The organism is Kitasatospora sp. NPDC048540, assembly GCF_040651175.1.
Taxonomy (GTDB): domain Bacteria; phylum Actinomycetota; class Actinomycetes; order Streptomycetales; family Streptomycetaceae; genus Kitasatospora.
The window spans coordinates 56,068-82,404 of sequence record NZ_JBEZIR010000027.1 but is presented as its reverse complement, the minus strand read 5'-3'; the positions used below and the strand labels follow the sequence as shown (position 1 = coordinate 82,404).

The following is a 26,337-nucleotide window of genomic DNA, read 5'->3' as shown; positions in this document are numbered from 1 at the left end:
GCCGGGCACCCTCCCCGCGGGGAGGGTGCCCGGCCGCCGTCGGGTCACGGACCGCCCGTGGTCACAGACCGTCCGGGACCGTCGCCTTGATGGCGTCGGTGAGCGAGCTGAGCGGGTCGGCGTAGTTGGGGTAGGCGCCCTTGGGCACGTACACCTCGACGTACGCCTTGCGGAGCGTGGTGACGAAGCGGTAGCCGCCGTCGTCGCTGCCGGACATGCCCCACTGCACGTCGTTGACCTCGGGGGAGTTCTTCAGCGGGTCGTCGTCCAGGTAGCCGGGGCGCTCCAGGCCGCAGCGCAGCACCGTCCGGGGCGAGCTGCCCCAGGCGGCGGTGTACGGGGAGGCCGGCGAGGGGTCCTGCCGGGGGTGGCCGAGGACCGTGGCGGGCAGTGCCTTGTCCAGGGCCTCGCAGTACCGGGCCGCTTCGGCGCGCGGCGTCGGCGGCGTGACGTTCGCGGGGCCGCTCCAGGCGGCGGTGAGCAGCACGATGCCGCCCAGCAGTACCACGGGCGGGGTCAGCCAGCGGACCGGGGCGGGCAGCGTGGTCAGGCGGGAGGTCGAGGCCATCCGCCGATGCTAACCGGGCTTTACAGGTGCACCACCGGGCAGGTCAGGGTCCGGGTGATGCCCTCGACCAGCTGGACCTGGGCGACCACCAGTCGTCCCAGGTTGTCCATGGTGTCGGCCTCCGCGCGGACGATCACGTCGTAGGGACCGGTGACGTCCTCGGCGGTGACGACACCTTGGATCTTGGAGATGGACTGGGCCACGGCCGTCGCCTTGCCCACCTCGGTCTGGATCAGGATGTATGCATGGACCACAGGGACCTCCAGGCGGCTCGGAACGGAGATCGCCCTCCGGGTCCGGCCAGGGTGGTGCGACGGGCCGACCGGCAGGCTGATCACCACGCTACCGCGCGGTGCGGCCGCTGCGGGAGTCCCCTGCCGGGCCCGAGGGCGTACGCTGCGCGCGGGGGCGCACGGTACCTGACGGGCGCAGGGGCGCCGACCACGGCCGCGGAGCCATCCGCCGGCCCGGACGAGTTGAGTTGAGAGGACGGCAGATGCAGGGGACCGTGGGCGAGCTGGGCGAGTTCGGACTCATCCGGGAGCTGACCGCCAGGCTGCCGCTGACCCCGGCCGTGGAACTCGGACCGGGCGACGACGCCGCGGTGGTGAAGGCCTCCGACGGGCGGGTGGTTGCCACCACCGACGTGCTGATCGAGGGCCGGCACTTCCGCCGCGACTGGTCCACCGCCTACGACGTCGGCCGCAAGTCCGCCGCGCAGAACCTGGCCGACGTGGCCGCCATGGGCGCCGTGCCGACCGCCATCCTGCTCGGCCTGGTCGCCCCCGCCGACCTGCCCACCACCTGGGCCACCGAGCTGATGGACGGGCTGCGCGACGAGTGCCAGGTGGCCGGCGCCACCGTGGTCGGCGGCGACGTGGTGCGCGGCGAGACCATCACGCTGGCCATCACCGCGCTCGGCGACCTGCAGGGCCGCGCCCCCGTGCTGCGCTCCGGCGCCAAGGTCGGCGACGTGGTCGCGGTGACCGGGTGGCTGGGCTGGTCGGCCGCCGGGCTCACGGTGCTGCAGCGCGGCTTCCGTTCGCCGCGCGCCTTCGTCGAGGCGCACCGGCGCCCCGAGCCGCCGTACCACGCGGGCCCGGCCGCCGCCGACCTCGGCGCCTCCGCGATGGTGGACGTCAGCGACGGCCTGGTCGCGGACCTCGGCCACGTCGCCAAGGCCAGCGGGGTCGACATCGACCTGCGCGCCGCCGACTTCGACGTCCCGGCGCAGATGGCCGACATCGGGCAGGCGGTCGGAGTGGATCCGCTGCTGTGGGTGCTCTCCGGCGGGGAGGACCACGCGATCGTGGCCACCTTCCCGAAGTCCGTCCAGCTACCCGCCCGTTGGCGGGTGGTCGGTGAGGTGGTGCGGACCGCGGGGGTGGCGCGCGGCGGACGGGTCACGGTCGACGGGGCGCCCTGGGACCGGGTCGGCGGCTGGGACCACTACGCGCAGGACTGACCCCCGGCCGCGGGCGGCCCGCCCCCGTCGCACCGGGGAGTGACCGGGCCGTCCGCGGTGGCGCGGGAAGCCGGGTCCGGGCTGCCCGAGTGCGTAGGCTTGCGCTGTTGCCGGCCGGCCCGGCCGCCTGCACCGGGCCCCACACAGCGGGAGAGCACACCCACATGCGCATCGGTGTCCTGACCAGCGGCGGCGACTGCCCCGGCCTCAACGCGGTGATCAGGTCGGTGGTCCACCGCGCCACCGACGTGCACGGGGACGAGATCGTCGGGATCGAGGACGGCTTCCTCGGGCTGATCGAGGGCCGCAGCCGGGTGGTCTCGCACGACGACGTCACTGGCCTGCTCACGCTGGGCGGCACCATCCTGGGCTCGGCCCGGGTCAAGCGCGAGCGGATCGAGTGGGCCGTCGACAACGCCCGGATCCTGGCCCGCAACATCGGCGTCGACGCGCTGATCGCGATCGGCGGCGAGGGCACGCTGACCGCCGCGCGGATGTTCAGCGCGGCCGGGCTGCCGGTGGTCGGGGTGCCCAAGACCATCGACAACGACATCGACGCCACGGACGTCACCTTCGGCTTCGACACCGCCGTGCACGTGGCCACCGACGCGATCGACCGGCTCAAGACCACCGCCGAGTCACACCAGCGGGTGATGGTGGTCGAGCTGATGGGACGCCACACCGGCTGGATCACCCTGACCGCGGGGATGGCGGGCGGCGCGCACGGGATCCTGATCCCGGAGAAGCCGTTCGACATCGAGGCCGTCGCCCGGATGATCGAGGAGCGGTTCCGGCGCGGCAAGACCTTCGCCATCATCGCCGTCGCGGAGGGCGCCGAGCCGCTGCCCGGCACCCTGCGCTTCGAGCACGGCCACGTCGACCAGTACGGCCACCGGACCTTCGGCGGGATCGGCACCCGGCTCGCCAACGAGCTCGAGGGCCTGCTCGGCAAGGAGGCCAGGCCGGTCATCCTGGGCCACACCCAGCGCGGCGGCACCCCGACCGCCCGGGACCGGGTGCTCGCCACCCGGTTCGGCTGGCACGCCGTGGAAGCCGTCCACAAGGGGGCGTTCGGGCACTTCACCGCACTGCGCGGCAACGACATCCGGCTGGTGTCGATCGGGGACGCGGTCACCCGCCTCAAGACCGTGCCGACCGCCCGCTGGCTGGAGTCCGAAGCGGTGCTCTGAGCGCGGTGCCCCGGGCGCGGGCCGGTAGGTTGGCGGCATGGTTTCGACAGTCCACCCCACCCCCGCGCCGCCGCGCGTGCTGACCGTGGCCGGTTCCGACTCCGGCGGCGGCGCCGGCATCCAGGCCGACCTCAAGGCGATGCTGGCCCTCGGCGTGCACGGCATGAGCGTGATCACCGCGGTCACCGCGCAGAACTCGCTCGGCGTCCAGGGCTACTGGGAGCTGCCCGCCGAGGCGGTCCGGGCGCAGTTCCGCAGCGTCGTCGACGACATCGGGGTGCAGGCGGTGAAGACCGGCATGCTGGCCTCGGTCGAGCTGGTCGCCACCGTGTCCGAGCTGCTGGCCGGCGTCGGCGCGCCGGTCGTGGTGGACCCGGTCGGCGTCTCCAAGCACGGCGACGCGCTGCTCGCGGCCGAGGCCGTCGCCACCGTGCGCGAGCTGCTGCTGCCGGTCGCCACCCTGGCCACCCCCAACCTGCACGAGGTGACCCAGCTCACCGGCATCGAGGTGGGCGGCGAGCGCGACATGCGGGCCGCGGCCGAGGCGCTGCTCGCGCTCGGGCCCGGCTGGGTGCTGGTCAAGGGCGGCCACCTGGCGGGTGACGCCGCCGACCTGCTGGTCGGCGCCGACGGCGGCGAGCACTGGTACCGCGCCCCGCGCTACGACAACCGGCACACCCACGGCACCGGCTGCACCCTCGCCAGCTCGATCGCCGCCGAGCTGGCCAAGGGCGCCGCGGTGCCGGACGCGGTCGCCGCGGCCAAGGAGTACATCACCGGCGCCATCGCGGCCGGGTTCGCGCTGGGCGCGGGCATCGGCCCGGTCGACCACGCCTGGCGCTGGCGCTGACCCGGGTCCCGGACGGGTCCGGACACGACACTGCGGGGGTCAGGAGTGGTGACTCCTGGCCCCCGCAGCGCCGTGCAGGACCGGAACAACAGAGCAGCCGACCCACCCGAGGATGGATCGGCTGTCCGGAGGACCGGCTTACCGGTCTGCGCGTCAGCGCGAGACCTTACCGGCCTTGATGCACGAGGTGCAGACGTTGAGCCGCTTCGGCGTCCGCCCAACCACAGCGCGCACCGTCTGGATGTTGGGGTTCCAACGACGAGGGGTACGGCGGTGCGAGTGGGAGATGCTGTTGCCGAAGCCCGGCCCCTTGCCGCAGACGTCGCAGTTGGCAGCCACAGGAGTCACTCCAAGACTTCAGATCAGGTACGTTCGAAAACCCCGGCTGAGCGAACGCCCCACTCGCGTGGGGTGAATCGGTTCAAGGGGTGAGCCCGGGTTGTTCCAGGCAACCGCAGAAGCATACATCGGGTGCTCCCGCTGAACGAAACTACCATGCTCAGGGCCGTGATCGTTCCGGTCGGCGGCGCCGCCCGCCCCCGGGGCCGCGCGGGCGTCGCGGGGCCGGGCACCGATAACCTGCCTGCATCGCCCTAGCCACCGCGTTCAGTCGCGTTCCCGTGGCGTTCACCCGGAGGAGACCTGGTGCTGGACACGCTCGACGCCGCGGCCGTCCGCACCTGGTACCGGCTGGCGCTGGCCGCCCTCGGCCAGGCCCGCGAGGAGATCGACGCACTCAACGTCTTCCCCGTCCCCGACGGGGACACCGGCACCAACCTCTACCTGACCGTCGAGTCCGCGGCCGCCCACGCGGAGACCCTCTTCGCCGACCACCCCGAACCCGGCCTCGGCCCGGTGATGACCGCCGTCTCCCGCGGCGCCCTGGTCGGCGCCCGCGGCAACTCCGGCGTCATCCTCGCCCAGTGGCTGCGCGGCGCCGCCGCCGCACTGGCCGACGGCGGCGGGCCCGAGCAGCTCCGGCGGGCGCTGGCCGGCGCCGCCGAAGCCGCCTACCAGGCGGTCGCCGAGCCGGTCGAGGGCACCCTGCTGACCGTCGCCGCCGCGGCCGCGCGCGGCGCCCAGGCCGGCCCCGGCCCGCTGCCCGCCGTCGCCGAGGCCGCCTACCGGGCCGCCCGCGAGGCACTGGTGCGCACCCCCCAGCAGCTCGACGTGCTGGCCGACGCGGGCGTGGTGGACGCCGGCGGCCGCGGCCTGGTCGCCGTCCTCGGCGCGCTGGTGGACGCCGTCAGCGGCCAGACCCCGATGGGCCCGGTCGCCCTGCGCGCAGCGGCCGCCGTACCCGCACCCGGTCCCGCGGCCGGCTGCGACGGCCACGAGCGGCCGGCCGGCCCCGGCCACCCCGCCTTCGAGGTGATCTACCTGCTGGACGCGCCCGACGAGGCGCTGCCGGGACTGCGCAGCCGGCTCGCCGGCCTCGGCGACTCGCTGGTGGTCGGCGGCGGCGACGGGCTGTGGAGCGTCCACGTGCACGTCGACGACGCCGGGGCCGCCGTCGAGGCCGGGGTGGCGGCCGGCCGGCCGCACCGGATCCGGATCACCCACTTCGCCGAGGCCGCCGCCCGGGCCGGCGAACGCGTCGGCGAGCTCGCCGAACCCGCGCCGAGCGGCCGCGCGGTGCTCAGCGTGGTCACCGGCAGCGGCCTCGCCGAACTCTGCGAACAGGCCGGCTCCGCGGTGCTCTTCGCCGACCCCGACCACCCGCCCGCCAGCGTCGAACTGGTCGAGGCGGTCCGCCGCTGCGCGGCCCGCGAGGTGGTCCTGCTGCTCAACGACCCCGAACTGCGCGCCGCCGCCGGGGCCGCCGCCGACCAGCTGCGCGAGGAGGGGCTGCGGATCGCCGTACTGCCCACCCGCTCCCCGGTGCAGGGCCTGGCCGCGCTCGCCGTGCACGAGCCGGCCCGCCGCTTCGACGAGGACGTGGTCGCCATGACCTCCGCCGCCGGCGCCACCCGCTACGCCGAACTCGCCGTCGCCGAGGGGGAGTCCTGGACCATGGCCGGCGTCTGCCAGGCCGGCGACGTGCTCGGCCTGATCGACGGCGACGTCGCGCTGATCGGCACCGACCTGGCCGACACCGCACGCACCGTGCTCTCCCGGATGCTCGCGGCCGGCGGCGAACTGGTCACCCTGGTGCTGGGCGAGGGCGCCCCCGACACCCTCGCGGCCCTGCTCGACGCGCACGCCCGCCGGCAGCGGCCGGAGGTCGACACCGTGGTCTACCACGGAGGCCAGGAGTCGGCGCCGCTGCTGATCGGGGTGGAGTAGCCCGTCCTGTCCGTGCCGTGGTGTCCAATAGGTGCTGATGGGCGCTCTCGACGAATCACTGACCAAGCTGGTCGGCGACCGCACCGCCAAGGTGCTGGCCGACAGCCTCAAGCTGCGCACGGTCGGCGACCTGCTGCACCACTACCCGCGCCGGTACGTCGAGCGCGGCTCGCTCACCAGCCTGGACGAGCTCGAGGTGGACGAGCACGTCACCGTGCTGGCCAGGATCGAGAAGGTCACCCTGATCCCGTTCAAGGGACGCAAGGGCGACCGGCTGGAGGTGGTGGTCACCGACGGCCGCAGCCGGCTCAGCCTGGTCTTCTTCAACCAGGGCTGGCGGCAGAAGGAGCTGCGCCCCGGCGCCCAGGGCCTGTTCGCGGGCAAGGTCGGCCTGTTCAACCGCACCCGCCAGCTCGCCTCGCCCGACTACCAGCTGCTGGACGAGGACGCCGGGTCCGAGGCCGCGCAGCAGTTCGCCGGGCGGCTGATCCCGGTCTACCCGGCCAGCGCCCAGCTGCCCAGCTGGAAGCTGTCGCTGTGCGTGCAGACCGCGCTCGACAAGCACCTCGGCGACGTCGGGGAGCCACTGCCCGCCGCCCTGCGCGACAAGCACGACCTGATCCCGCTGCCCGAGGCGCTGGAACTGATCCACCGGCCGCGCAACCAGGCCGACCGCGAGCGCGCCCAGAGCCGGCTGCGCTGGGACGAGGCCTTCGTCCTCCAGGTCGCGCTCGCCATGCGCCGGGCCGCCGACTCCGCGCTGCCCGCCGTCGCCCGCCGGGCCCGCCCCGGCGGCCTGCTCGACGCCTTCGACGCCCGGCTGCCGTTCACCCTGACCGAGGGCCAGCAGAAGGTGTGCGGCGAGATCTTCGCCGACCTCGCGAGCGAACACCCGATGCACCGGCTGCTGCAGGGCGAGGTCGGCTCCGGCAAGACCCTGGTCGCGCTGCGCGCCATGCTCGCGGTGGTCGACGCCGGCGGCCAGGCCGCCCTGCTGGCCCCCACCGAGGTGCTCGCCCAGCAGCACCACCGCTCGATCGTCGAGATGATGGGCGACCTCGCCGAGGGCGGCATGCTCGGCGGCGCCGAGGCCGGCACCAAGGTGGCCCTGCTGACCGGCTCGATGGGCACCGCGGCCCGCCGCCAGACCCTGCTGGAGATGGCCTGCGGGGACGCGGGCATCGCGATCGGCACCCACGCCCTGATCGAGGACAAGGTGCAGTTCCAGGACCTCGGGCTGGTCGTGGTCGACGAGCAGCACCGCTTCGGCGTCGAGCAGCGCGACGCCCTGCGGGCCAAGGGCGAGCGGCCCCCGCACCTGCTGGTGATGACCGCCACCCCGATCCCGCGCACCGTCGCGATGACCGTCTTCGGCGACCTGGAGACCTCGGTCCTGGACCAGCTGCCGGCCGGCCGCTCACCCATCTCCACCCACGTGGTCCCCGCGGTGGAGAAGCCCAACTTCCTGGCCCGCGCCTGGGAGCGGGTCCGCGAGGAGGTCGGCAAGGGCCACCAGGCGTACGTGGTCTGCCCCCGGATCGGCGACGAGCCCGAGGACCCGAAGAAGCGGCGCAAGGCGCTGCCCGACGACCCGGAGGACCTGGGCGCGGCGAGCGACGAGCGGCGGCCGCCGCTGTCGGTGGTGGAGACCGCCGAGATGCTCACCAAGGGGCCGCTGACCGGTCTGCGGGTGGAGATCCTGCACGGCCGCCTCACCCCCGAGGCCAAGGACGAGGTGATGCGCCGCTTCACCGCCGGACAGGTGGACGTGCTGGTCGCCACCACCGTGATCGAGGTGGGCGTCAACGTCCCCAACTCCACCGTCATGGTGATCATGGACGCGGACCGGTTCGGCGTCTCCCAGCTGCACCAGCTGCGCGGCCGGGTCGGCCGCGGCAGCGCGGCGGGCCTGTGCCTGCTGGTCAGCGACATGCCCGCGGGCAGCTCCGCGCGGGCCCGGCTGGACGCGGTGGCCGGCACCCTGGACGGCTTCGAGCTGTCCCGGATCGACCTCGAACAGCGCCGCGAGGGCGACGTGCTCGGCCAGGCCCAGTCCGGCGTGCGGTCCTCGCTCAAGGTGCTCTCGGTGCTGGACGACGAGGACGTGATCGCCACCGCCCGCGAGGAGGCCACCGCGCTGGTCGCCGGGGACCCGGCCCTGGAGCGCCACCCGGAGCTGCGCACCGCGCTGGAGAGCCTGCTGGACGAGGACCGCGCGGAGTACCTGGAGAAGGGCTGACGGTACGCCAACTGTCAGTGGTCCGGTGGACGATGGCGGTGTTCAGGGCGCACCGGGCGGTGCGCCGCCGGCCCGGCGCGTCCAGGGGGCTCTGTCATGGCATTCGACCGGATCGACGAGATCCCGACCGTCGGCACGGTGTTCCGGATCGAGACCGTCGGCGGCCGGGGCAGCGAGGTGGTGCTGACCGTCAGCGGCCCCGGCGCGCTCGGCCGGCTCCGGCTCCCGGCGGCGGACGTCGCCGGGCTGCGCAGCGCCCTCGACCGGGCCCTGGCGGCCGCGGCCGAGCCCGGGGCGCCGCGGCCCGAGGAGGGGCTGGTCCGCCGCTTCCACGCGGGGGAGAGCATCGCCCGGCTGGCCGCCCGGTACGGGCGCACCCCCGACGCGGTCCGGGCCCGGCTGCGCGAGCTGGGCCATGACCCGCGGCGCCCGGAGCACTGCCCGCAGCCGGCCGGCCAGGGCCGCGGCGAGCCGGGCGAGCTGCGCGCCGCGGCGGCAAATCCGGATAGCGTGGTGGGCGCCTAGGAAAGGACCCACCACCCCATGACCCGCGTGATCGCCGGGACGGCCGGCGGCCGTCGACTGGCCGTGCCGCCCGGCCGCACCACCCGCCCGACCTCGGACAAGGCGCGGGAGGCGATGTTCTCCACCCTGGCAGCGCTCCGCGGGACGGTGCACGGCGCCCGGATGCTCGACCTGTTCGGCGGTTCGGGCGCGGTCGGCCTGGAGGCGCTGTCGCGGGGTGCGGTCCACGCCCTGCTGGTGGAGTCCGACCCGAGCGCGGCCCGGGTGATCCGGGAGAACGTGCGGACCCTCGGCCTGCCGGGCGCGGAGGTGCGCGCCGACCGCGCCGAGCGGGTGATCGCGGGTCCGGCCCCGGCCGTCCCCTACGACCTGGTCTTCCTCGATCCGCCGTACTCCGTGACCGACGACGAGGTCCGCGAGATGCTGATCACACTCGGCTCGGGGGGCTGGCTCGGCGAGGACGCACTCGTCACCGTGGAACGCAGCACCCGGGGCGGCGAGTTCGGCTGGCCGGAGGGATTCGAGCCGCTGCGCTCGCGCCGCTACGGCGAAGGCACCCTCTGGTACGGTCGCGCCGCTGCCGAGGCCGACCGGAACCCGTAGCACCAGCAACCCCCACAAGGGAGCACACGCCATGCGCCGCGCCGTCTGTCCGGGGTCCTTCGACCCCATCACCAACGGGCACCTCGACATCATCGAGCGCGCCTCGAAGCTGTACGACGTGGTCCATGTCGCCGTGCTGATCAACCGGAACAAGCAGGGCATGTTCACCGTCGAGGAGCGCATCGCGCTGATCGAGGAGACCTGCGGCCGGCTGGGCAACATCGAGGTCGAGGCGCACAGCGGCCTGCTGGTGGACTTCTGCCGGGAGCGCGGGATCCCGGCCATCATCAAGGGCCTGCGCGCGGTCAGCGACTTCGACTACGAGCTGCAGATGGCCCAGATGAACCACGGCCTGACCGGGGTCGAGACGCTCTTCGTGCCCACCTCGCCGACCTACAGCTTCCTGTCCTCCTCGCTGGTCAAGGAGGTCGCCTCGCTGGGGGGCGACGTCTCGCACCTGCTGCCGGAGACGGTCAACCGCCGGCTGATCGCGCGGATCGCCGAGCGCCGGGGCTGATCCCGGCCGATCCCGCCGCAATCCGGACACTCCTGGCGAACTGTCACATCCTGTCCGCCTGTCGGGTGGCGCGGGGGCCTCGGGCGTTGTGAGCTCCGGGCGCACTGGCCGTACAGTCTGTATCCCCGCCCCGTGGGCGCTGCCGAGCCGACGGGGACTGCCCCCGCCGCACCTCGGCGGCACACGGAAAGACTGATGCGCCCGTGGACGTGCAGCAGAAACTCGACGAGATCGTCGCCGTGGTGGAGAACGCCCGCGCGATGCCGATGTCGGCGTCCTGCGTGGTCAACCGGGCCGAGTTGGTCGGGCTGCTCCGGGACCTCCGCGAGACCATGCCGGCCGAACTGGCCCAGGCCCAGTCGGTGGTCGCCGACCACCAGCAGCTGGTGGCCGACGCGCAGGCGCAGGCCGACCGGATCATCCGCGGCGCGCACGACGAGCGCGGCTCGCTGATCTCCGACACCGAGGTGGTCCGCCAGGCCCAGGCGGAGGCGGACCGGATCCTCGGCGAGGCCGGCGCCGAGGCGCAGACCAAGCGCGCCGAGGCCGACGACTACGTCGACAGCAAGCTCGCCAACTTCGAGGTGGTCCTCACCAAGACGCTCGGCGCCGTCGGCCGCGGCCGCACCAAGCTGCGCGGCGCGGCGGGCGTCTACGAGGCCGACGGGCAGGGCGAGGGCGACGGCGAGGAGTTCCAGCCGCACGCCACCCCGAGCCCCGAGGTCGACGAGTACGTCGATGTGAAGCTCGCCACCCTGGAGGCGGTCCTCAGCAAGACCCTGGAGGCCGTCGGGAAGGGCCGCGACACCCTGCTCGGCAAGGCCCCGATCGACGAGCTCGGCGCCTACCTGGCCGCCGCCGACGAGGCCCAGCAGCTCAAGGCCCGCGCCGAGGCGGTGGCCTCCGGCTTCGCCGAGGACGGCGAGGAGCAGCCCTGGTACCGCGAGGAGGCCGTCCCGCAGCAGCAGAGCTGGCCGGACCAGACCCCCGCCGCGGCCGGCTGGCAGGCCCCCGGCGAGGAGGGCTACGCCGCACCGCAGTACGCGGAGGTGTACGGCGGCGGCTACGACCAGTCCGGCGCCCCGCAGACCGACCAGTGGGGCAACCCGCTGCAGCCGGGCGACGGCGGCCAGTACGGCTACCAGCAGCAGCCGGCGTACCCCGGCCAGGACCCGTACTACCAGCAGCAGGGCGGCTACCCGCAGCAGCAGCCGCAGTACGACGCCTGGGGCAACCCGGTGCCGGACGGCTCGGGCGGCTACCCGCAGCAGCACCAGCAGCAGGCCCAGGTGCCGCAGCAGACCGGGCTGGACGAGACCAGCTTCTTCGACACCAGCATGATCGACATGACCCGGCTGCGGGAGCTCGGCGGCCGCTGACGGCGGGGGCCCGGGGCGGGCGATGCGGGGCCGAAGTTGGGCCTGGCCGCACTCTCCGGTAGTCTGACCACTCGGCCTGTTCCGGGGCCGTCGGCTGCCCGCAACACGGCGGCAACACACTCTTCAGGAAACCGCGGCACCCATGACAGTGGGGCCGCCGCCAGGAAGTCAGGACACCTTGAACCGCCTCGACCACCGCGACCCGCTCGTGTTCGACACGCATGAGCTCGGCCGTCGCCCCGGTTCGCTGCGCAGGGTCTCCCGCACCCTTCCGGCCCCCGAGGGCCTCGGCATCGAAGACGTGATCGGCGTCCCGGGCAAGAGCGAGATCGCCCTGGAGCTGCGGATGGAGTCCGTGGTCGAGGGCGTGCTGGTGACCGGCACCGCCGAGGCCAAGGTCGAGGGCGAGTGCGTGCGCTGCCTGGAGCCGGTGGAGGACGACCTGGAGGTCGACTTCCAGGAGCTGTACTACTACCCGGAGTCCGACGACCGCGGCCGCGGCCGGGCCACGGGTGGCGACGAGGACCTCGACGAGGACTCGGACGACGAGACTTACCGCCTGGAGGGCGACTTCTTCGACCTCCAGCCGGTGCTGCGTGACGCGGTGGTGCTCGCACTGCCGCTGCAGCCGGTGTGCCAGGACGACTGCCTGGGTCTGTGCGTCGAATGCGGCGCACGCCTGAGCGACGACCCGTCGCACCACCACGACGCCGCCGACCCCCGGTGGGCGGCTCTGCAGGGACTCTCCGCCGCCCCCGGCGACGAGGGTGACGGAATCAAGAACAGCGACACCCGTGAGGGTCTCGCCGAGAACCAGGAGAAGTAGCCGTGGCTGTTCCGAAGCGGAAGATGTCGCGCAGCAACACGCGCCACCGCCGTTCCAACTGGAAGGCCGTCGTTCCGGCCCTCGTGGCGTGCGACCGCTGCCACGAGCCGAAGCTCGGTCACATCGCGTGCCCCAGCTGCGGCACGTACAACCGCCGCCAGGTCCTCTCGGTCTGATCGGCAGGGTGCACGGATCGATGTCGGAGAGCAACTCCCCCCGCAAGCAGGCTCCCAGCGCGAAGGACTCTTCCAACGGGAGCAAGGGCGGCGGGCCGGCGTCGACCGAATACGACGTCCTGGAAGGGCGCCTCGGGTACACGCTCGAGCGCGCCCTTCTGGTGCGTGCCCTCACCCACCGTAGCTACGCCTACGAGAACGGTGGACTGCCCACCAACGAGCGCCTGGAGTTCCTCGGCGACTCGGTGCTGGGCCTCGTGGTGACCGACACCCTCTACCGCCTCCACCCGGAGGTCGCCGAGGGCACGCTCGCCAAGCTCCGCGCCGCGGTGGTCAACTCCCGCGCGCTCGCCGAGGTCGGCCGCGGCCTGGACCTCGGTGCCTTCATCCGGCTCGGCAAGGGTGAGGAGGGGACCGGCGGACGCGACAAGTCCTCCATCCTCGCCGACACCGTCGAGGCCGTGATCGGCGCCGTCTACCTGGACCAGGGGCTGGACGCCGCCACCGCCTTCGTGCACGGGCTGTTCGACCCGCTCATCGCGGAGTCCGCCCAGCTCGGAGCGGGCCTCGACTGGAAGACCAGCCTCCAGGAGCTGACCGCCTCGGTCGGCATCGGAGTGCCGGAGTACGTGGTCACCGAGTCCGGTCCGGACCACGAGAAGACCTTCACCGCCGCGGCCCGGGTGGCCGGCGAGGACTTCGGGCACGGCAGTGGCCGCTCGAAGAAGGAAGCAGAGCAGAAGGCCGCGGAGAGCGCCTGGCGGGCCATCAAGGCCAAGTACGCCGACGACCGCCCCGGCGCCGCAGTCTGACCTGGCCGGGGGGCCGAGGTGCCTGAACTTCCCGAGGTCGAGGTGGTCCGGCGGGGTCTCGCCCGCTGGGCGGCCGGCCGTACCGTCTCCCAGGTGCAGGTCCTGCACCCGCGCTCGGTGCGCCGCCAGCCCGGCGGCGCCGCCGAGTTCGCCGCCCGGCTGACCGGCAGCACCCTCGGCGAGGCCCACCGGCGCGGCAAGTACCTCTGGGTGCCGCTCGGCGACCACCAGTCGATGACCGGCCACCTCGGCATGAGCGGCCAACTGCTCGTCCAGGACCCGCAGACCCCGGACGAGACCCACCTGCGGGTCCGGCTGCGCTTCACCGACGGCGGCCGGGAGCTGCGCTTCGTCGACCAGCGGACCTTCGGCGGCCTCGCCGTCGAGGAGGCCGAGCCGGACGACCCCGAGCACACCCCGGTCTCCATCGCGCACATCGCCCGCGACCCGCTCGACCCGCGCTTCGACGACGCGGCGTTCATCACCGCCCTGCGCGCCAAGCGCACCACCGTCAAGCGGGCCCTGCTGGACCAGACCCTGATCAGCGGCGTCGGCAACATCTACGCCGACGAGTCGCTGTGGCGCGCCGCCCTGCACTACGACCGGCCGACCGCCGGCCTGACCCGCCCGAAGGCCGCCGAACTGCTCGGGCACGCCCGCGACGTGATGACCGCGGCGCTGGCCGTCGGCGGCACCAGCTTCGACAGCCTCTACGTCAACGTCAACGGTGAGAGCGGCTACTTCTCCCGCGAGCTCGACGCCTACGGGCGGGAGGGCGAGCCCTGCCGCCGCTGCGGCACCGCGATCCGCCGGGACCCCTGGATGAACCGCTCCAGCTACTTCTGCCCGCGCTGCCAGCGGGTCCCGCGGCCCCGCTAGGCCGCGCGGGCGGGATTCGGTCACGACCCACCCGGGACACCGCTCACGGCCGGCCCCGAGCGTCCCCGTACCGCGGTTCCCCGGGTGGGGCCGCTCAGTGGCCGGCGGGCTCCGGGAGCTTGGGCTGGGCGCCGTGCAGTTCGGCCTCGCTCTGGCCGAAGTACGCCACGCCGACCGCGCTCACCACCGCGAGCACGAAGCCGACCACCGCCAGCCAGCCCAGCCCGGCCCGGGAGGTGTCGCCCAGCCACAGCACCCCGACCGCGCCCGGTACCACCGTCTCACCGACCACCAGCGCGGCCGTCGCCCCGTTCACCGAGCCGACCTGCAGCGCCACCGTGTGCAGGTACATCCCGCCGATGCCGCCGACCAGGATCGCGTACAGCGCCGGGTCGCTGACCAGGGCGACCAGGTCGAACGGCTGGACGCCGTCGAGGATCCGCACGCCGATGCCGAGCGCGCCGAAGCCGAGCCCCGACAGCAGGCCGGCCACGATCGCCGCGCCGCGCCCGAGCCGCCGCACCAGCAGGCTGCCGCCCGCGATCACCACCACCGAGGCGGCCAGCAGCCACCAGTGGAAGGAGCGTGCCGCCTCGTGCCCGCCCTCGGGTCCCGCCGCGACGGCCAGCAGCACCAGGGCGCCGCACAGCATCGCGATCGAGATCCACTCCAGCTGCCGCAGCCGCAGTCCGAGCAGCTTGATGCTGAGCAGCGCGGTGATCACCAGGTTGGCGCTGATGATGGTCTGGGAGAGGAACAGCGGCAGCAGCCTGGCGGCCAGCGCGCCCAGCCCGAAGCCGATCAGGTCGAGCACCGTGCCGACGATGAACTCCCAGGTCACCGCAGCCTTGGCGGTGGAGGACAGGCTCGGTCCGCCGTGTTCGGTCTCGCCGGCGCCCGAGCCGCGGGCCGCCACCTCCTCGCGGGCCGACCGGCGGGTGCCGACGGCCTGCAGGACGGAGCCGGTGCCGTAGCAGACGGAGGCCGCGACGGCGGTGACGAGTCCGATGATCACCAAATGCTCCGATCAGGGCGGGCCGGGGGTGGGAGAGCAGGCACCACTATGCCTGGTCACGGTGGTGGTGGATCACTCCGGCGCCCAAGACCGGCCGCTCGGCGGGGGACGGGTCAGCCTGAGGTACCGGGCCGGGTCCGTCTGAGGTAGCGGCACACCACCGGCCCCGGAAGGTACGGTCGGTCCCATGAGAACCGTTCCCCGCCGGACCGCCGTCACCGGCCCGGCCGTCCTGCTCGCCGCGCTGCTCGGCCTGCTGCTCCTGCTGGCCGGCCCGGCCTCGGCCGCGTCCGGGGTGGACCAGGCGGCCGCCGCGCTCAAGCAGGGGCAGGTGTACGTCGACCCGGCGATGGCCGGCCGGTTCTCCGAGGCCCAGGCCGCCGCGCTCACCCGGCGGATCGAGCAGGCCGACAAGCCGATCTTCGTCGCGGTGGTCCCGGCCGACGCGAACTACCCGGCCAGGACCGTGGCCCAGGACCTGCGGACCAAGGTCGGCGTCGTCGGCGTGTACGCGATCTGGCGCGGCGACGAGTTCCGCGCCTTCGCCGACCGCCAGGCACTCGCGGCCGGCACCCCCGACCGGCTGGCCGGCGCCGCCGCCCGCTCGCACCCCGGTGACATCGGCGCCACCCTCGACGACTTCGTCGGCCAGGCCGCCGCCCAGACCAAGGGCCACGGCGTGGACTCCGGCGGGATCAGCACCGCCGCGATCGTGATCCCGGTCGCGCTGGTCGCCCTGGCGGCCGGCGGCGGCTTCCTGCTGCTGCGCCGCTCCAAGCGGCGCAAGCTCGCCGAGCAGCAGGCCGCGCTGGCCCAGCTGCGCACCGTCGTCGACGAGGACATCACCGCCTTCGGCGAGGAACTCGACCGCCTGGAGTTCAGCCCCGGCGCCCCCGACGCGGACGACGCCCAGCGCGCCGACTACACCCACGCCCTGGACTCCTACGAGCGGGCCAAGCAGACCATGGACGCGGCCCGCCGCCCGGAGGACGTCCGCCCGGTCACCGAGGCGCTGGCGGACGGCCGGTTCGCACTCGCCGCGCTCGCCGCCCGGCGCGAGGGGCGGCCGCTGCCGGAGCGCCGGCTGCCCTGCTTCTTCGACCCCAGGCACGGCCCGTCGGTCCAGGACGCCGACTGGGCCCCGCCCGGCGGTGCGCCGCGCACCGTCCCGGTCTGCGCCGCCGACGCGGCCCGGCTGGCGAGCGGCCAGGACCCGGACATCCGGACCGTGCGCACCGACCACGGCGACCAGCCGTACTGGAACGCCGGCCCGGCGTACAGCCCCTGGGCGGGCGGCTACTTCGGCTCGGGGATCCTGCCCGGTCTGCTGGTGGGCACCCTGCTCGGCTCGGCGATGAGCCCCGGTACCGCGTGGGCCGGCCAGGACGGAACGGGCGGCTACGACGGCAGCAACGGGGTGGACCCCGGCGACTACTCGGGCGGCGACTTCAACTCCTCCGACTTCGGCGGCGGCTTCGGCGACTCGGGCGGCGGCGACTTCGGCGGCGGGGGCGACTTCGGGGGCGGCGGGGACTTCGGCGGCTTCTGAGCGGCGCCCGGCCCGGTCGGCGGGCCTGCCCGGGCCCGGCGGCGGACCGGGCCTGCCGCTAGGGTCGACGCATGCACGGTGATCACAGTCAGCAGCCGGTCCGGGTCACCGCGTGGGTGCGCGGGCGGGTCCAGCAGGTCGGGTTCCGGTGGTGGACCAGGGCGCGGGCGCTGGAGATCGGTCTGACCGGGTACACCAGCAACCTCGGCGACGGCCGGGTGCAGGTGGTCGCCGAGGGCCTGCACGCCGAGTGCGAGGAGCTGCTCGCGGCGCTGCGCGGTCCCGGCACTCCGGGCCAGGTCAGCGGCATCACCGAGATCTGGAGCGCGACCGGGGACGGTTATCCGGGGTTCGAGATCCGCTGATCGTCAACCCGGTGGGGCCGAGTGTCCCCCGCTCGGGGCAACTGCCGGTGTCATGCGGTTGCCAACCGGGCAGACTCGTGGTTGACTCCGCACCGAGCAGTGATCCACCGGGCCCCGGTGGGCCCACCCCGCCCCCCTTGGCGTGACCGTCCCGCCATGCAGGTGACAGGGGTCCGGTAGCGTGCCGTGATCGTGTTGACCCGTACCGTCTTTGGTGAGACTCTGGAAACCCGCACACGTCCGCGTTTTCCCGGTCGGGTCATTCCGTCGTGGGCCCAGCTCACTGTGGTCGTCCCGAGTGCCCAGCCAGCACAGCCGGTCGCGCCGTCGGGTGCGTGTTCCCTTCCCCCTAGACCAGTACCGCTCCCGGTTCGGTCACTCAGCGTGGAGGACCATTCATCATGGCAAAGGCGCTTCTCGGGTACGTCGGCGGCCCCGACCCGCGAATGCTCTCCGAGATGCGACGGCTCCAGCAGCGCGTCCAGGACCTGGAGGCCGAGCTCACCCGGCTCCAGACGGAGAACGACGCACTACTCGCTGTCGCTGACGAGCACTCACTGCTCAGCAGCATCGAACTGGACCACCGGGAGCCCGCCCTCACCTGAGCCCGCCCGGTCCTCGAAGATCGACGCTGTCGTGCACTGAGCCCCCCGATTCGGGGAAAGCAGCCTGCAAGGGACGTCCTGGGACGTCCCTTCGTCGTGTCCGGCCATCAGTCGCATGCGGTCTTTATTTCCGGTAAAGGTGCCCACCCCCGGCGTGGTCAAACCGGCTCCTGACGACCGACTGTCCGCAGTGGCGGCTACAGTCGCCGACAGAGCCGGATCGCCGAGGTCGGAAGGGCCCGCGCGTGCACCTGAAAAGCCTGACCCTGCGCGGGTTCAAGTCCTTCGCCTCGGCCACCACACTGCGCTTCGAGCCGGGCATCACCTGTGTCGTGGGGCCGAACGGCTCCGGCAAGTCCAACGTGGTGGACGCGCTGTCCTGGGTGATGGGCGAGCAGGGTGCCAAGTCCCTGCGCGGCGGGAAGATGGAGGACGTCATCTTCGCCGGGACGAGCGGCCGCGCGCCGCTCGGCCGGGCCGAGGTGAGCCTGACCATCGACAACGCCGACGGCGCCCTGCCGATCGACTACTCCGAGGTGACGATCACCCGGACGATGTTCCGTAACGGCGGCAGCGAGTACGCCCTCAACGGCACCACCTGCCGCCTGCTCGACATCCAGGAACTGCTCTCCGACTCCGGCATCGGCCGGGAGATGCACGTCATCGTCGGCCAGGGCCAGCTCGACTCCGTCCTGCACGCCGACCCGATGGGCCGGCGCGCCTTCATCGAGGAGGCGGCCGGCGTCCTCAAGCACCGCAAGCGCAAGGAGAAGGCGCTGCGGAAGCTGGACGCGATGCAGGGCAACCTCAACCGCGTCCAGGACCTCGTCGCCGAGCTGCGCCGCCAGCTCGGACCGCTCGGCCGGCAGGCCAGGATCGCCCGGCGGGCGGCCGGGATCCAGGCAGACCTGCGCGACGCCCGGCTGCGGCTGCTCGCCGACGACCTGCTGACCCTGCGCGACGCCGTCCAGGCCGAGATCGCCGACGAGCTGGCGCTGAAACTCCGCCGCTCCACCGTCGAACAGCAGCTGGCCGGGGCCCTGCAGCGCGAGGCCGTCCTGGAGGCGCAGGTCGAGCAGCTCGGCCCGCAGCTGGAGGCGGCCCGGCAGACCTGGTACCGGCTGTCCGCCCTCGCCGAACGCACCCGTGGCACCATCGGCCTGGCCGAGGCGAAGGTGCGCCACGCACTCGGCGGCGGAGCGCAGGAGGAGCGGCGCGGCCGCGACCCCCAGGAGCTGGAGCGCGAGGCCCAGCAGGTCCGCGAGGAGGAGCAGGCGCTCGCCGAGGCACTGGAGCAGGCGCAGTACGCGCTCGCCGAGGCCGTCGAGGAGCGCTCCGAACTGGAACGCGCGCTCGCCGAGGAGGAGGGCCGGCTGAGGGCCGCCGCCCGGGCCGTCGCCGACCGCAGGGAGGGACTGGCCAGGCTGCAGGGCCAGGCGGCCGCGGCGCGCTCCAGGGCAGCGGGCGCCGAGGCCGAGATCGGCCGGCTGGCCGAGTCGGCCGAGGAGGCGGCGCTGCGGGCCGAGGCCGCCCGCCAGGAGTACGAGGAACTGCGCGAGCAGGCCGAGGAGGCCCACGGGGGCGACGAGGCGCTCGACGACGCCCACCGGGAGACCGCCGAGGAGCTGGCCCGGGCGGAGCACGCCCTGGCGGACGCCCGCGAGACGGCCGGGGCCGCCGGACGGGAGCGCGCCGCCCTGACGGCGCGGCACGAGGCCCTGGCGCTCGGGCTGCGCCGCAAGGACGGCACCGGTGCGCTGCTCGGCGAGGACGGCCCGGCGGGTGTGCTCGGCCCGGTCGCCGAACTGCTCACGGCGGCGCCCGGCCACGAGGTGGCGGTGGCGGCGGCGCTCGGCGCGGCCGCGGACGCGGTGGCCGTGGACGGGCTCGGCCCGGCCGCCGAGGCGCTGCTGCGGCTGCGCACCGCGGACGCGGGCCGGGCCGCCCTGCTGATCGCCCGCCCCCGGCCGGACGGTGAGCAGGTGCCGTCGCGGCCGCAGCTGCCGGAGGGCGCCCGCTGGGCGGTGGAGCTGATCGGCGGGCCCGCCGGCCTGCTGGCCGCCGCCGGCGTCCTGCTGGCGGACACCGTGGTGGTGGCCGACCTGGCCACGGCCCGCCGGCTGGTGGAGGAGCGGCCGGCCCTGACGGCCGTCACGGCCGAGGGTGACCTGCTGGCGGCCCACCTCGCCCAGGGCGGCTCGGCCGGCCCGCCGAGCCAGCTGGAGACCCAGGCCGCCGTCGACCGGACGGCCGGGCTGATCGAGGACTGCGCGCGGCGGGAGACCGCCGCGGCCGCGCTGCTGGCCGAGGCCACCGAGCGCCGTCGGGAGCTCTCCGCCCGGCTGGAGGAGCTGGCCACCCGGCGTCGGCAGGCCGAACGCGAGCGGGCGCAGCTCGCCGGTTCGCTCGGCCGGCTCGGCGGGCAGGCCAGGGCCGCGGCGGGGGAGGCCGAGCGGCTGGCCGCGGCGGCCGCCCGGGCCGAGGACGGGCTGGCCGAGGCGCTGGCGGCCGCCGAGGAGCTGGCCGGGCGGCTCACCGCGGCCGAGGAGTCCGCCGACGCCGCCGAGGAGCCGGACGCCGCCGAGCGCGACCGGCTGGCGGCCGCCGGGTCGGCGGCCCGGCAGGCCGAGCTGGAGGCCAGGCTGGCGGTGCGCACCCACGAGGAGCGGGTGCGGGCGCTCACGGGCCGGGCCGACCAGCTGGACCGGGCGGCCCGGGCCGAACGGGAGGCCCGGGCCAGGGCCGCCGAGCGGCGCGAACGCGCCCGCCGGGACGGCGCGGTGGCGACCGCGGTCGCGGCGGGCGCACGGCAGCTGCTCGGCCGCCTGGAGCTCTCGCTCGGCCGCGCGGAGGCGGAGCGCACCGCCGCGGAGCGGGCCAGGGCGGAGCGTGAGAGCGAGCTGCGCTCCGGGCGGGAGACCGGCCGCGAACTCAAGGCCGAACTCGACCGGCTGGTCGACGCGGGCCACCGCGACGAGGTGCTGAGGGCCGAGAAGCGGCTGCGGATCGAGCAGCTGGAGGCCAGGGCACTGGAGGAGTTCGGCATCGAGGGCGCCGAACTCCTCGCCTCGTACGGGCCGGCGACGCCGGTGCCGCCCTCCGTCCCGCAGGAGGGCGAGGAGCCGGGGGAGCCGGTGCCCTACGTCCGGGCCGAGCAGGAGAAGCGGCTGAGGGCGGCCGAGCGGGCGTACCAGCAGCTGGGCAAGGTCAATCCGCTGGCGCTGGAGGAGTTCGCGGCGCTGGAGGAGCGCCACCAGTTCCTCGGGGAGCAGCTGGACGACCTGCGGCGCAGCCGGCGCGACCTGATGGACATCGTGCGGGACGTGGACGTGCGGGTGGAGCAGCTGTTCACGGCGGCGTACCACGACACCGCGGCGCAGTTCGAGGGGGTGTTCTCGCGGCTGTTCCCCGGCGGGGAGGGGCGGCTGGTGCTGACCGACCCGGAGTCGATGCTGACCACCGGGGTGGAGGTGGAGGCCCGGCCGCCCGGGAAGAAGGTGAAGCGGCTGTCGCTGCTGTCGGGCGGCGAGCGCTCGCTGACGGCGGTGGCGCTGCTGGTCGCGATCTTCAAGGCGCGGCCCAGCCCGTTCTACGTGATGGACGAGGTCGAGGCGGCGCTGGACGAGACCAACCTGCGCCGGCTGGTCTCGATCATGGAGGAGCTGCGGGAGAGTTCCCAGCTGATCGTGATCACCCACCAGAAGCTGACCATGGAGTCGGCCGACGCCCTCTACGGCGTCACCATGAAGGGCGACGGCATCTCCCAGGTGATCAGCCAGCGGCTGCGCGAGGGGGCGAAACCCGGCCGCGCGGCCGAGGAGGCGCCGGCCGGCCGCGAGGGGGACGGGCGGGTGCGGCCCGGGCTGCCCCGGCAGCAGGAGTCCGCCGCCGCCGTCGGGCCGACGGACTGATCCACCCGCCGACCCCCGGGGCGTTGGCGCCCGCCGCGCGCCCTTCGCGGATACTGGACGGGTTGTGACTCCTCCCCCTCGCGACCGAGGGGGCTTCTCACCGGGCCGCCCCCACCGGGCCGCGGCGCCCAGGGCCGACGGTGAGGCGGCGGTGCGTCGTGCGCCGGTGACCGAAGGATCACGTGGACCGGTCGGTCTGGGTCGTGGGATTCAGCGAAGGAGATGGATGTGGAGTATGTGATCCTCGCGGTCGTCATCGCGGTGCTTGCCGTCGGTGCGGTCGCGGGCCTGGTGGTGTCGGGCCGACGGCGCAAGGAGCTGCCGCCCAAGGCGCAGACCCCGGTCGTCGCGCCGCCCACGCCCCGCGCGCCCGAGGCCGGTGAGGCGCCCACCGAGGCGTCCGCGGACACGGCGCCGGTCACCGAGGCACCGGACGAGGCGGTCACCGCCGACGCTGCCACCGCCGACGCTGCCACCGCGGAGGACACCGCGGTCGAGGGCACCGCGGTGGAGGAGGCCACGGTCGAGGAGGCCGTCGCGCCGCCCGCCATCGAGGTCCCCGAGCCGACGGCCGGCCGGCTGGTCCGGCTGCGCTCGCGGCTCTCGCGCTCGCAGAACACGCTGGGCAAGGGCCTGCTGACGCTGCTCTCCCGGGACCGCCTGGACGAGGACACCTGGGAGGAGATCGAGGAGACCCTGATCACCGCCGACGTCGGTGTGGCCGCCACTCAGGAGCTGGTGGACAGCCTGCGCACCCGGGTCAAGGTGCTCGGCACCCGTACCCCCACCGAGCTGCGCAAGCTGCTCGCCGAGGAGCTGACCGGGCTGATCGGCGCCGACGCCGACCGTTCGCTGAGCACCGCCAAGCACGAGGACGGGCGTCCGGCCGTCGTGCTGGTGGTCGGCGTCAACGGCGTGGGCAAGACCACCACCTCCGGCAAGCTCGGCCGGGTGCTGGTGGCCGACGGCCGCAAGGTGGTGCTCGGCGCCGCCGACACCTTCCGTGCCGCCGCCGCCGACCAGCTGCAGACCTGGGGCGAGCGGGTCGGCGCGCAGACCGTGCGCGGCCCGGAGGGCGGCGACCCGGCCTCGGTCGCCTTCGACGCGGTCAAGGAGGGCATCGCCGAGGGCGCGGACACCGTGCTGATCGACACGGCGGGCCGGCTGCACACCAAGACCGGCCTGATGGACGAGCTCGGCAAGGTCAAGCGGGTGGTCGAGAAGCACGGCCCGGTCGACGAGGTGCTGCTGGTCCTGGACGCCACCACCGGCCAGAACGGGCTGGTGCAGGCCCGGGTCTTCGCCGAGGTCGTCGACATCACCGGCATCGTGCTGACCAAGCTGGACGGCACCGCCAAGGGCGGCATCGTGATCTCGGTCCAGCGCGAGCTGGGCGTGCCGGTCAAGCTGATCGGGCTCGGCGAGGGCGCGGACGACCTGGCGCCGTTCGAGCCGGCCGCGTTCGTGGACGCGCTGATCGGCGACTGACCCGGTCCGGCGGCGGCCGCAGGCCCGGCCGCAGGCCGAAGGGCCGTCTTCCCCGGTGCGGGGGAGGCGGCCCTTCGTCGTCCGGTCGTCCGGTCGTCCCGTCGTCCGTGCGGCGCGGAACGTTACTGCGCGGCCCGCACGCGGTGCACGCGGTGGGTCAGGAGGCCAGCCAGGCCGGCTCGGCCGTGCGGGCCCGGCTGCGGTGGCAGGCGTACGCCAGGGTGCCCAGCAGCAGCCGGGCCTCGGGCGGACGGGCCGCGCTCTCCCGGCAGGGGCGGCGCAGCCAGCGCATCGGTCCGAGCCCGGCCAGCACGGTCGGCGGCGCGGCGACGTAGCTGCCGGCGCCGTGGCAGACCAGGTCGAGGGCGGCGTCGTCCCAGCCCATCCGGTACAGCAGCTCGGGCAGCTGACCGGCGGTGCCGGGGGCGACGAAGAACAGCATCCGGCCGGTCGGGGCGGCCAGCACCGGGCCGACCTGGGTGCCCATCCGCTCCAGCCGGACCAGCGCCTGCAGGCCGGGCTGGGCCGGGACGTCCAGGACGTCGAAGGTCCGCCCGGCCGGGAGCAGCAGCGGCGCCCCGGCGGTGCACCGGGCGGCCAGCTCCGGGACGGCCGTCCCGGCCGGCAGCTCCGGTCCGACCGTGTCGTGCAGGCCGGGGGCGGCGCAGTACGGGGCGGCGCAGGCGCAGCCCGTCGCGGCCCGGGGGCGGCCCGGCCCGGTGGTGCCCACGGCCACCGACCAGCCCAGCCGGCCGGTGTACTCGGTGGCCGCCTGCAGCGAGGTGGCGCGGGTGCGGCGGGTACCGCGCGGCGCCGGCCACAGGGTGCCCAGCCGGAGATCGCCGAACAGGTTGTCCATGCCTCCCCCAACAGGTTCGGGTTGCCGGTGGTTACGGGACCGTGACATCGGGTCAATTGTCCGGTGTGGTGCACGTGGTGCGTTGGCGGCGCGCAGTGGGCGCCGTGCGCCAATTCGGGTGGCGCGCGCCAGGAGTCGCCTTGCACTGGCCCGCCGGATGCCGGATCGTCGTTGCTGCACGAGGTGCCTCCGTCGTCCCGAGGGCGGCAACCCGCCTTTTCCTTACGGAAGTTGGCCGCATTCGGCGGCGCGTGGAGCCTCCTCGGCCGACCCGGCATGTGCCGGAGTCACGCCGGGCTGACTACCAGTGAACCGCTCACGGTGCGCGCGTAGTTCACCCGTGGGGGTGGCGAAAGGTGGCGTTTTCCGAGCCATGCTCCCCCGGATGGCCGATGGAGCGTTACGTTCGGCATACGGAAAGCAATGAACCGGTCACTTCGGTGGCCGGTATCGAGGCATGGCACAGCGCACCGAGGCACGGCACGAGGCACCGCAAGCACGGCACGTCGAGCACAAGAGCCCGCAACCGTCGGGCACACGATCGGGGCCCCGGCCGGGGCCGGGCGGGATGGGCGTTCGCATGGGAGACAAGCAACCGAACGAGAAGCTCACCTCGTGGTTCACCCGCAGCGGGTGGTCCAAGGGCGAGCTGGCCCGCCAGGTGAACCGCAAGGCGCGGCAGATCGGTGCGCACCACGTCAGCACCGACACCTCCCGGGTGCGCCGCTGGCTGGACGGCGAGCAGCCGCGCGAGCCGATCCCCAAGATCATGTCCGAGCTGTTCTCCGAGCGGTTCGGCTCGGTGGTCTCGGTCGAGGACCTCGGGCTGCGCGCCGCCGTCCCGGTCTCCACCGTCGGCGGCGGGGTCGACCTGCCGTGGAGCGGCGAGCAGACCGTCCAGCTGATCAGCGAGTACTCGCGCAGCGACCTGATGCTCAACCGCCGGGGCTTCCTCGGCACCTCGCTGGCCCTGACGGCCGGCGCCGCGCTGATCGAACCGATGCAGCGCTGGCTCACCCCCGGTCCCGGCGGAGCACCGATGCCCATCCTCACCGCGGCCAACGGCGGCGAGCCGCACACCGGCCGGCTCTCCGAGCCCGAGCTGCAACTGCTCGAGCAGACCACCGAGATGTTCCGCCAGTGGGACGCCCAGAACGGCGGCGGCCTGCGCCGCAAGGCCGTGGTCGGCCAGCTCCACGAGGTCACCGACCTGCTCCAGGAGACCTACCCTGAGCAGACCACCCGGCGGCTGTTCCGGCTCACCGCCGAGCTCGCGCACCTGGCCGGCTGGATGTCGTACGACGTCGGCATGCACCCGAGCGCGCAGAAGTACTACGTGCTCGCGCTGCACGCCGCCAAGGAGGCGGGGGACCGGCCGTTCGGCGCCCTGATCCTCACCGACATGAGCCGCCAGATGATCCACCTCAACCGGGGCGAGGACGCCCTGGAGCTGATCCACCTCGCCCAGTACGGCAGCCGCGACACTGCCGGCCCGCGCCAGCAGGCCCTGCTGTACGCGATGGAGGCCCGCGCCTACGCGACCATCGGCGAGGTCAACCGCTGCGCCCGGGCCGCCCGGCTGGCCGAGGACACCTTCAGCGACTGCCGGCCCGGCGACGACACCCCGGACTGGCTGAAGTTCTTCTCCGAGGCCGAGCTCAACGCGGAGAACGCGCACTCTTTCCGGGACCTGGCCTACCACTCCTCCCGCAGCCCGCTGTACGCCTCGATGGCCTCCCCGGTGATGGAGCGCGCGGTCGACCTGTTCCGGCAGGACGGCGAGCACGTCCGCTCGTACGCCTTCAACCTGGTCGGCATGGCCAGCGTCCACCTGCTGCAGAACGAGCCCGAGCAGGCCGCCGTGATGTGCGGGCAGGCCGTGGACATCGCCAAGAAGGTGCGCTCGGAGCGGCTCAACACCCGGGTGCGCAAGACCTCGGAGGCGGCCACCCGGCAGTACAAGGGCGTCCCTGAGGTCTCCCGGCTGGCCGAGCGGGTGGTCCAGGACATCCCGGAGTTCGCCGCGACCGCGATCTGACCGGCCCACACTCTGACCGACCCACGATCCGGCCGGCCCGCGACCTGACCGCCCGCCCGCCGGATCCGACCGCAGTGCCGCCGCGCCGGCCGTCCCCGCGCGCGATCCGGCCATGGTCCACCGAGGCTCCGACCGTGGAGGCCGCCGAAACTCGCATCCGAACGGGCTCCCCCGCCCCCGCAGCGAGACGGC

Annotated in this window: 24 protein-coding genes; 19 read left to right on the top strand and 5 right to left on the bottom strand. The window is 74.3% G+C overall.

Annotated features, from left to right (window positions below; genetic code table 11):
- Nucleotides 1-61: 61 nt before the first annotated feature.
- The gene (locus AB0D08_RS13850) at nt 62-568 is read right to left on the bottom strand and encodes a DUF3515 domain-containing protein (protein WP_051813569.1); all 507 of its coding nucleotides are present in this window, start codon (nt 566-568) and stop codon (nt 62-64) included.
- Nucleotides 569-588: 20 nt separating this feature from the next.
- Complete coding sequence (locus AB0D08_RS13845) at nt 589-822, bottom strand: Lrp/AsnC ligand binding domain-containing protein (RefSeq protein ID WP_033823072.1); 234 nt, start codon at nt 820-822, stop codon at nt 589-591.
- Between the two features lie 242 nt (nt 823-1,064).
- Here AB0D08_RS13845 and AB0D08_RS13840 point away from each other — a divergent pair, with 242 nt between their 5' ends.
- The 3 genes from AB0D08_RS13840 (at nt 1,065) to thiD (ending at nt 4,073) form a co-directional block, all read left to right on the top strand.
- A complete protein-coding gene (locus AB0D08_RS13840) occupies nt 1,065-2,033 on the top strand; it encodes a thiamine-phosphate kinase (protein ID WP_033823073.1) in 969 nt (322 codons plus the stop codon).
- Nucleotides 2,034-2,197: 164 nt separating this feature from the next.
- Nucleotides 2,198-3,223 (top strand): ATP-dependent 6-phosphofructokinase, encoded by a 1,026-nt coding sequence (locus AB0D08_RS13835; protein ID WP_033823074.1) that lies wholly within the window; start codon nt 2,198-2,200, stop codon nt 3,221-3,223.
- Between the two features lie 37 nt (nt 3,224-3,260).
- The gene (gene thiD / locus AB0D08_RS13830; RefSeq protein WP_033823075.1) at nt 3,261-4,073 is read left to right on the top strand and encodes a bifunctional hydroxymethylpyrimidine kinase/phosphomethylpyrimidine kinase; all 813 of its coding nucleotides are present in this window, start codon (nt 3,261-3,263) and stop codon (nt 4,071-4,073) included.
- A 153-nt stretch (nt 4,074-4,226) separates the two neighbouring features.
- Here the strand turns inward: thiD and rpmB are convergent, their stop codons facing one another.
- The gene (gene rpmB / locus AB0D08_RS13825) at nt 4,227-4,412 is read right to left on the bottom strand and encodes a 50S ribosomal protein L28 (RefSeq protein WP_073813963.1); all 186 of its coding nucleotides are present in this window, start codon (nt 4,410-4,412) and stop codon (nt 4,227-4,229) included.
- 306 nt (nt 4,413-4,718) lie between these two features.
- Here rpmB and AB0D08_RS13820 point away from each other — a divergent pair, with 306 nt between their 5' ends.
- The 10 genes from AB0D08_RS13820 to mutM all read left to right on the top strand — a co-directional run bounded on the left by AB0D08_RS13820 (nt 4,719) and on the right by mutM (nt 14,315).
- Nucleotides 4,719-6,359 carry a DAK2 domain-containing protein gene (locus tag AB0D08_RS13820; RefSeq protein ID WP_359888562.1) on the top strand — a complete coding sequence of 547 codons (1,641 nt, stop codon included), beginning with the start codon at nt 4,719-4,721 and terminating at the stop codon, nt 6,357-6,359.
- 37 nt (nt 6,360-6,396) lie between these two features.
- Complete coding sequence (gene recG, locus AB0D08_RS13815; RefSeq protein WP_359888559.1) at nt 6,397-8,598, top strand: ATP-dependent DNA helicase RecG; 2,202 nt, start codon at nt 6,397-6,399, stop codon at nt 8,596-8,598.
- A gap of 96 nt (nt 8,599-8,694) precedes the next feature.
- Nucleotides 8,695-9,123 carry a hypothetical protein gene (locus AB0D08_RS13810; RefSeq protein ID WP_063794286.1) on the top strand — a complete coding sequence of 143 codons (429 nt, stop codon included), beginning with the start codon at nt 8,695-8,697 and terminating at the stop codon, nt 9,121-9,123.
- 18 nt (nt 9,124-9,141) lie between these two features.
- Nucleotides 9,142-9,726, top strand: a complete 585-nt coding sequence (gene rsmD, locus AB0D08_RS13805) for a 16S rRNA (guanine(966)-N(2))-methyltransferase RsmD (protein WP_033818756.1) — start codon at nt 9,142-9,144, stop codon at nt 9,724-9,726.
- 31 nt (nt 9,727-9,757) lie between these two features.
- The gene (coaD, locus tag AB0D08_RS13800; protein ID WP_033818757.1) at nt 9,758-10,243 is read left to right on the top strand and encodes a pantetheine-phosphate adenylyltransferase; all 486 of its coding nucleotides are present in this window, start codon (nt 9,758-9,760) and stop codon (nt 10,241-10,243) included.
- 203 nt (nt 10,244-10,446) lie between these two features.
- Nucleotides 10,447-11,622, top strand: a complete 1,176-nt coding sequence (locus AB0D08_RS13795) for an ATP synthase F0 subunit B (protein WP_033818758.1) — start codon at nt 10,447-10,449, stop codon at nt 11,620-11,622.
- Nucleotides 11,623-11,800: 178 nt separating this feature from the next.
- Nucleotides 11,801-12,448 (top strand): YceD family protein, encoded by a 648-nt coding sequence (locus tag AB0D08_RS13790; protein ID WP_033818759.1) that lies wholly within the window; start codon nt 11,801-11,803, stop codon nt 12,446-12,448.
- Nucleotides 12,449-12,450: 2 nt separating this feature from the next.
- The gene (gene rpmF / locus AB0D08_RS13785; protein WP_030056747.1) at nt 12,451-12,624 is read left to right on the top strand and encodes a 50S ribosomal protein L32; all 174 of its coding nucleotides are present in this window, start codon (nt 12,451-12,453) and stop codon (nt 12,622-12,624) included.
- 20 nt (nt 12,625-12,644) lie between these two features.
- Nucleotides 12,645-13,436: a ribonuclease III gene (rnc, locus tag AB0D08_RS13780; protein WP_033818760.1), complete on the top strand. Its 792-nt coding sequence runs from the start codon at nt 12,645-12,647 to the stop codon at nt 13,434-13,436.
- Between the two features lie 18 nt (nt 13,437-13,454).
- Nucleotides 13,455-14,315 (top strand): bifunctional DNA-formamidopyrimidine glycosylase/DNA-(apurinic or apyrimidinic site) lyase, encoded by an 861-nt coding sequence (gene mutM, locus AB0D08_RS13775; RefSeq protein ID WP_033818761.1) that lies wholly within the window; start codon nt 13,455-13,457, stop codon nt 14,313-14,315.
- A 94-nt stretch (nt 14,316-14,409) separates the two neighbouring features.
- Here mutM and AB0D08_RS13770 read toward each other — a convergent pair whose 3' ends face one another.
- On the bottom strand, nt 14,410-15,330 hold the full coding sequence (locus AB0D08_RS13770; RefSeq protein ID WP_033818762.1) for a hypothetical protein: 921 nt from the start codon (nt 15,328-15,330) through the stop codon (nt 14,410-14,412).
- Between the two features lie 187 nt (nt 15,331-15,517).
- Between AB0D08_RS13770 and AB0D08_RS13765 the strand changes: the two genes are divergently transcribed.
- The 5 genes from AB0D08_RS13765 to ftsY all read left to right on the top strand — a co-directional run bounded on the left by AB0D08_RS13765 (nt 15,518) and on the right by ftsY (nt 23,248).
- Nucleotides 15,518-16,879 (top strand): hypothetical protein, encoded by a 1,362-nt coding sequence (locus AB0D08_RS13765; RefSeq protein WP_359888553.1) that lies wholly within the window; start codon nt 15,518-15,520, stop codon nt 16,877-16,879.
- A 71-nt stretch (nt 16,880-16,950) separates the two neighbouring features.
- Complete coding sequence (locus AB0D08_RS13760; RefSeq protein WP_359888550.1) at nt 16,951-17,244, top strand: acylphosphatase; 294 nt, start codon at nt 16,951-16,953, stop codon at nt 17,242-17,244.
- A 401-nt stretch (nt 17,245-17,645) separates the two neighbouring features.
- The gene (locus tag AB0D08_RS13755; RefSeq protein WP_033818764.1) at nt 17,646-17,849 is read left to right on the top strand and encodes a hypothetical protein; all 204 of its coding nucleotides are present in this window, start codon (nt 17,646-17,648) and stop codon (nt 17,847-17,849) included.
- A 245-nt stretch (nt 17,850-18,094) separates the two neighbouring features.
- Nucleotides 18,095-21,760 (top strand): chromosome segregation protein SMC, encoded by a 3,666-nt coding sequence (gene smc / locus AB0D08_RS13750; RefSeq protein WP_359888546.1) that lies wholly within the window; start codon nt 18,095-18,097, stop codon nt 21,758-21,760.
- Nucleotides 21,761-21,982: 222 nt separating this feature from the next.
- Nucleotides 21,983-23,248: a signal recognition particle-docking protein FtsY gene (gene ftsY / locus AB0D08_RS13745; protein ID WP_359888543.1), complete on the top strand. Its 1,266-nt coding sequence runs from the start codon at nt 21,983-21,985 to the stop codon at nt 23,246-23,248.
- Nucleotides 23,249-23,405: 157 nt separating this feature from the next.
- Here ftsY and AB0D08_RS13740 read toward each other — a convergent pair whose 3' ends face one another.
- The gene (locus AB0D08_RS13740) at nt 23,406-24,107 is read right to left on the bottom strand and encodes a bifunctional DNA primase/polymerase (protein WP_359888540.1); all 702 of its coding nucleotides are present in this window, start codon (nt 24,105-24,107) and stop codon (nt 23,406-23,408) included.
- A gap of 580 nt (nt 24,108-24,687) precedes the next feature.
- On the opposite strand from AB0D08_RS13740, the gene AB0D08_RS13735 reads away from it, so the two are divergent.
- The gene (locus AB0D08_RS13735) at nt 24,688-26,145 is read left to right on the top strand and encodes a hypothetical protein (RefSeq protein ID WP_199520496.1); all 1,458 of its coding nucleotides are present in this window, start codon (nt 24,688-24,690) and stop codon (nt 26,143-26,145) included.
- The last annotated feature ends 192 nt before the right edge of the window (nt 26,146-26,337 follow it).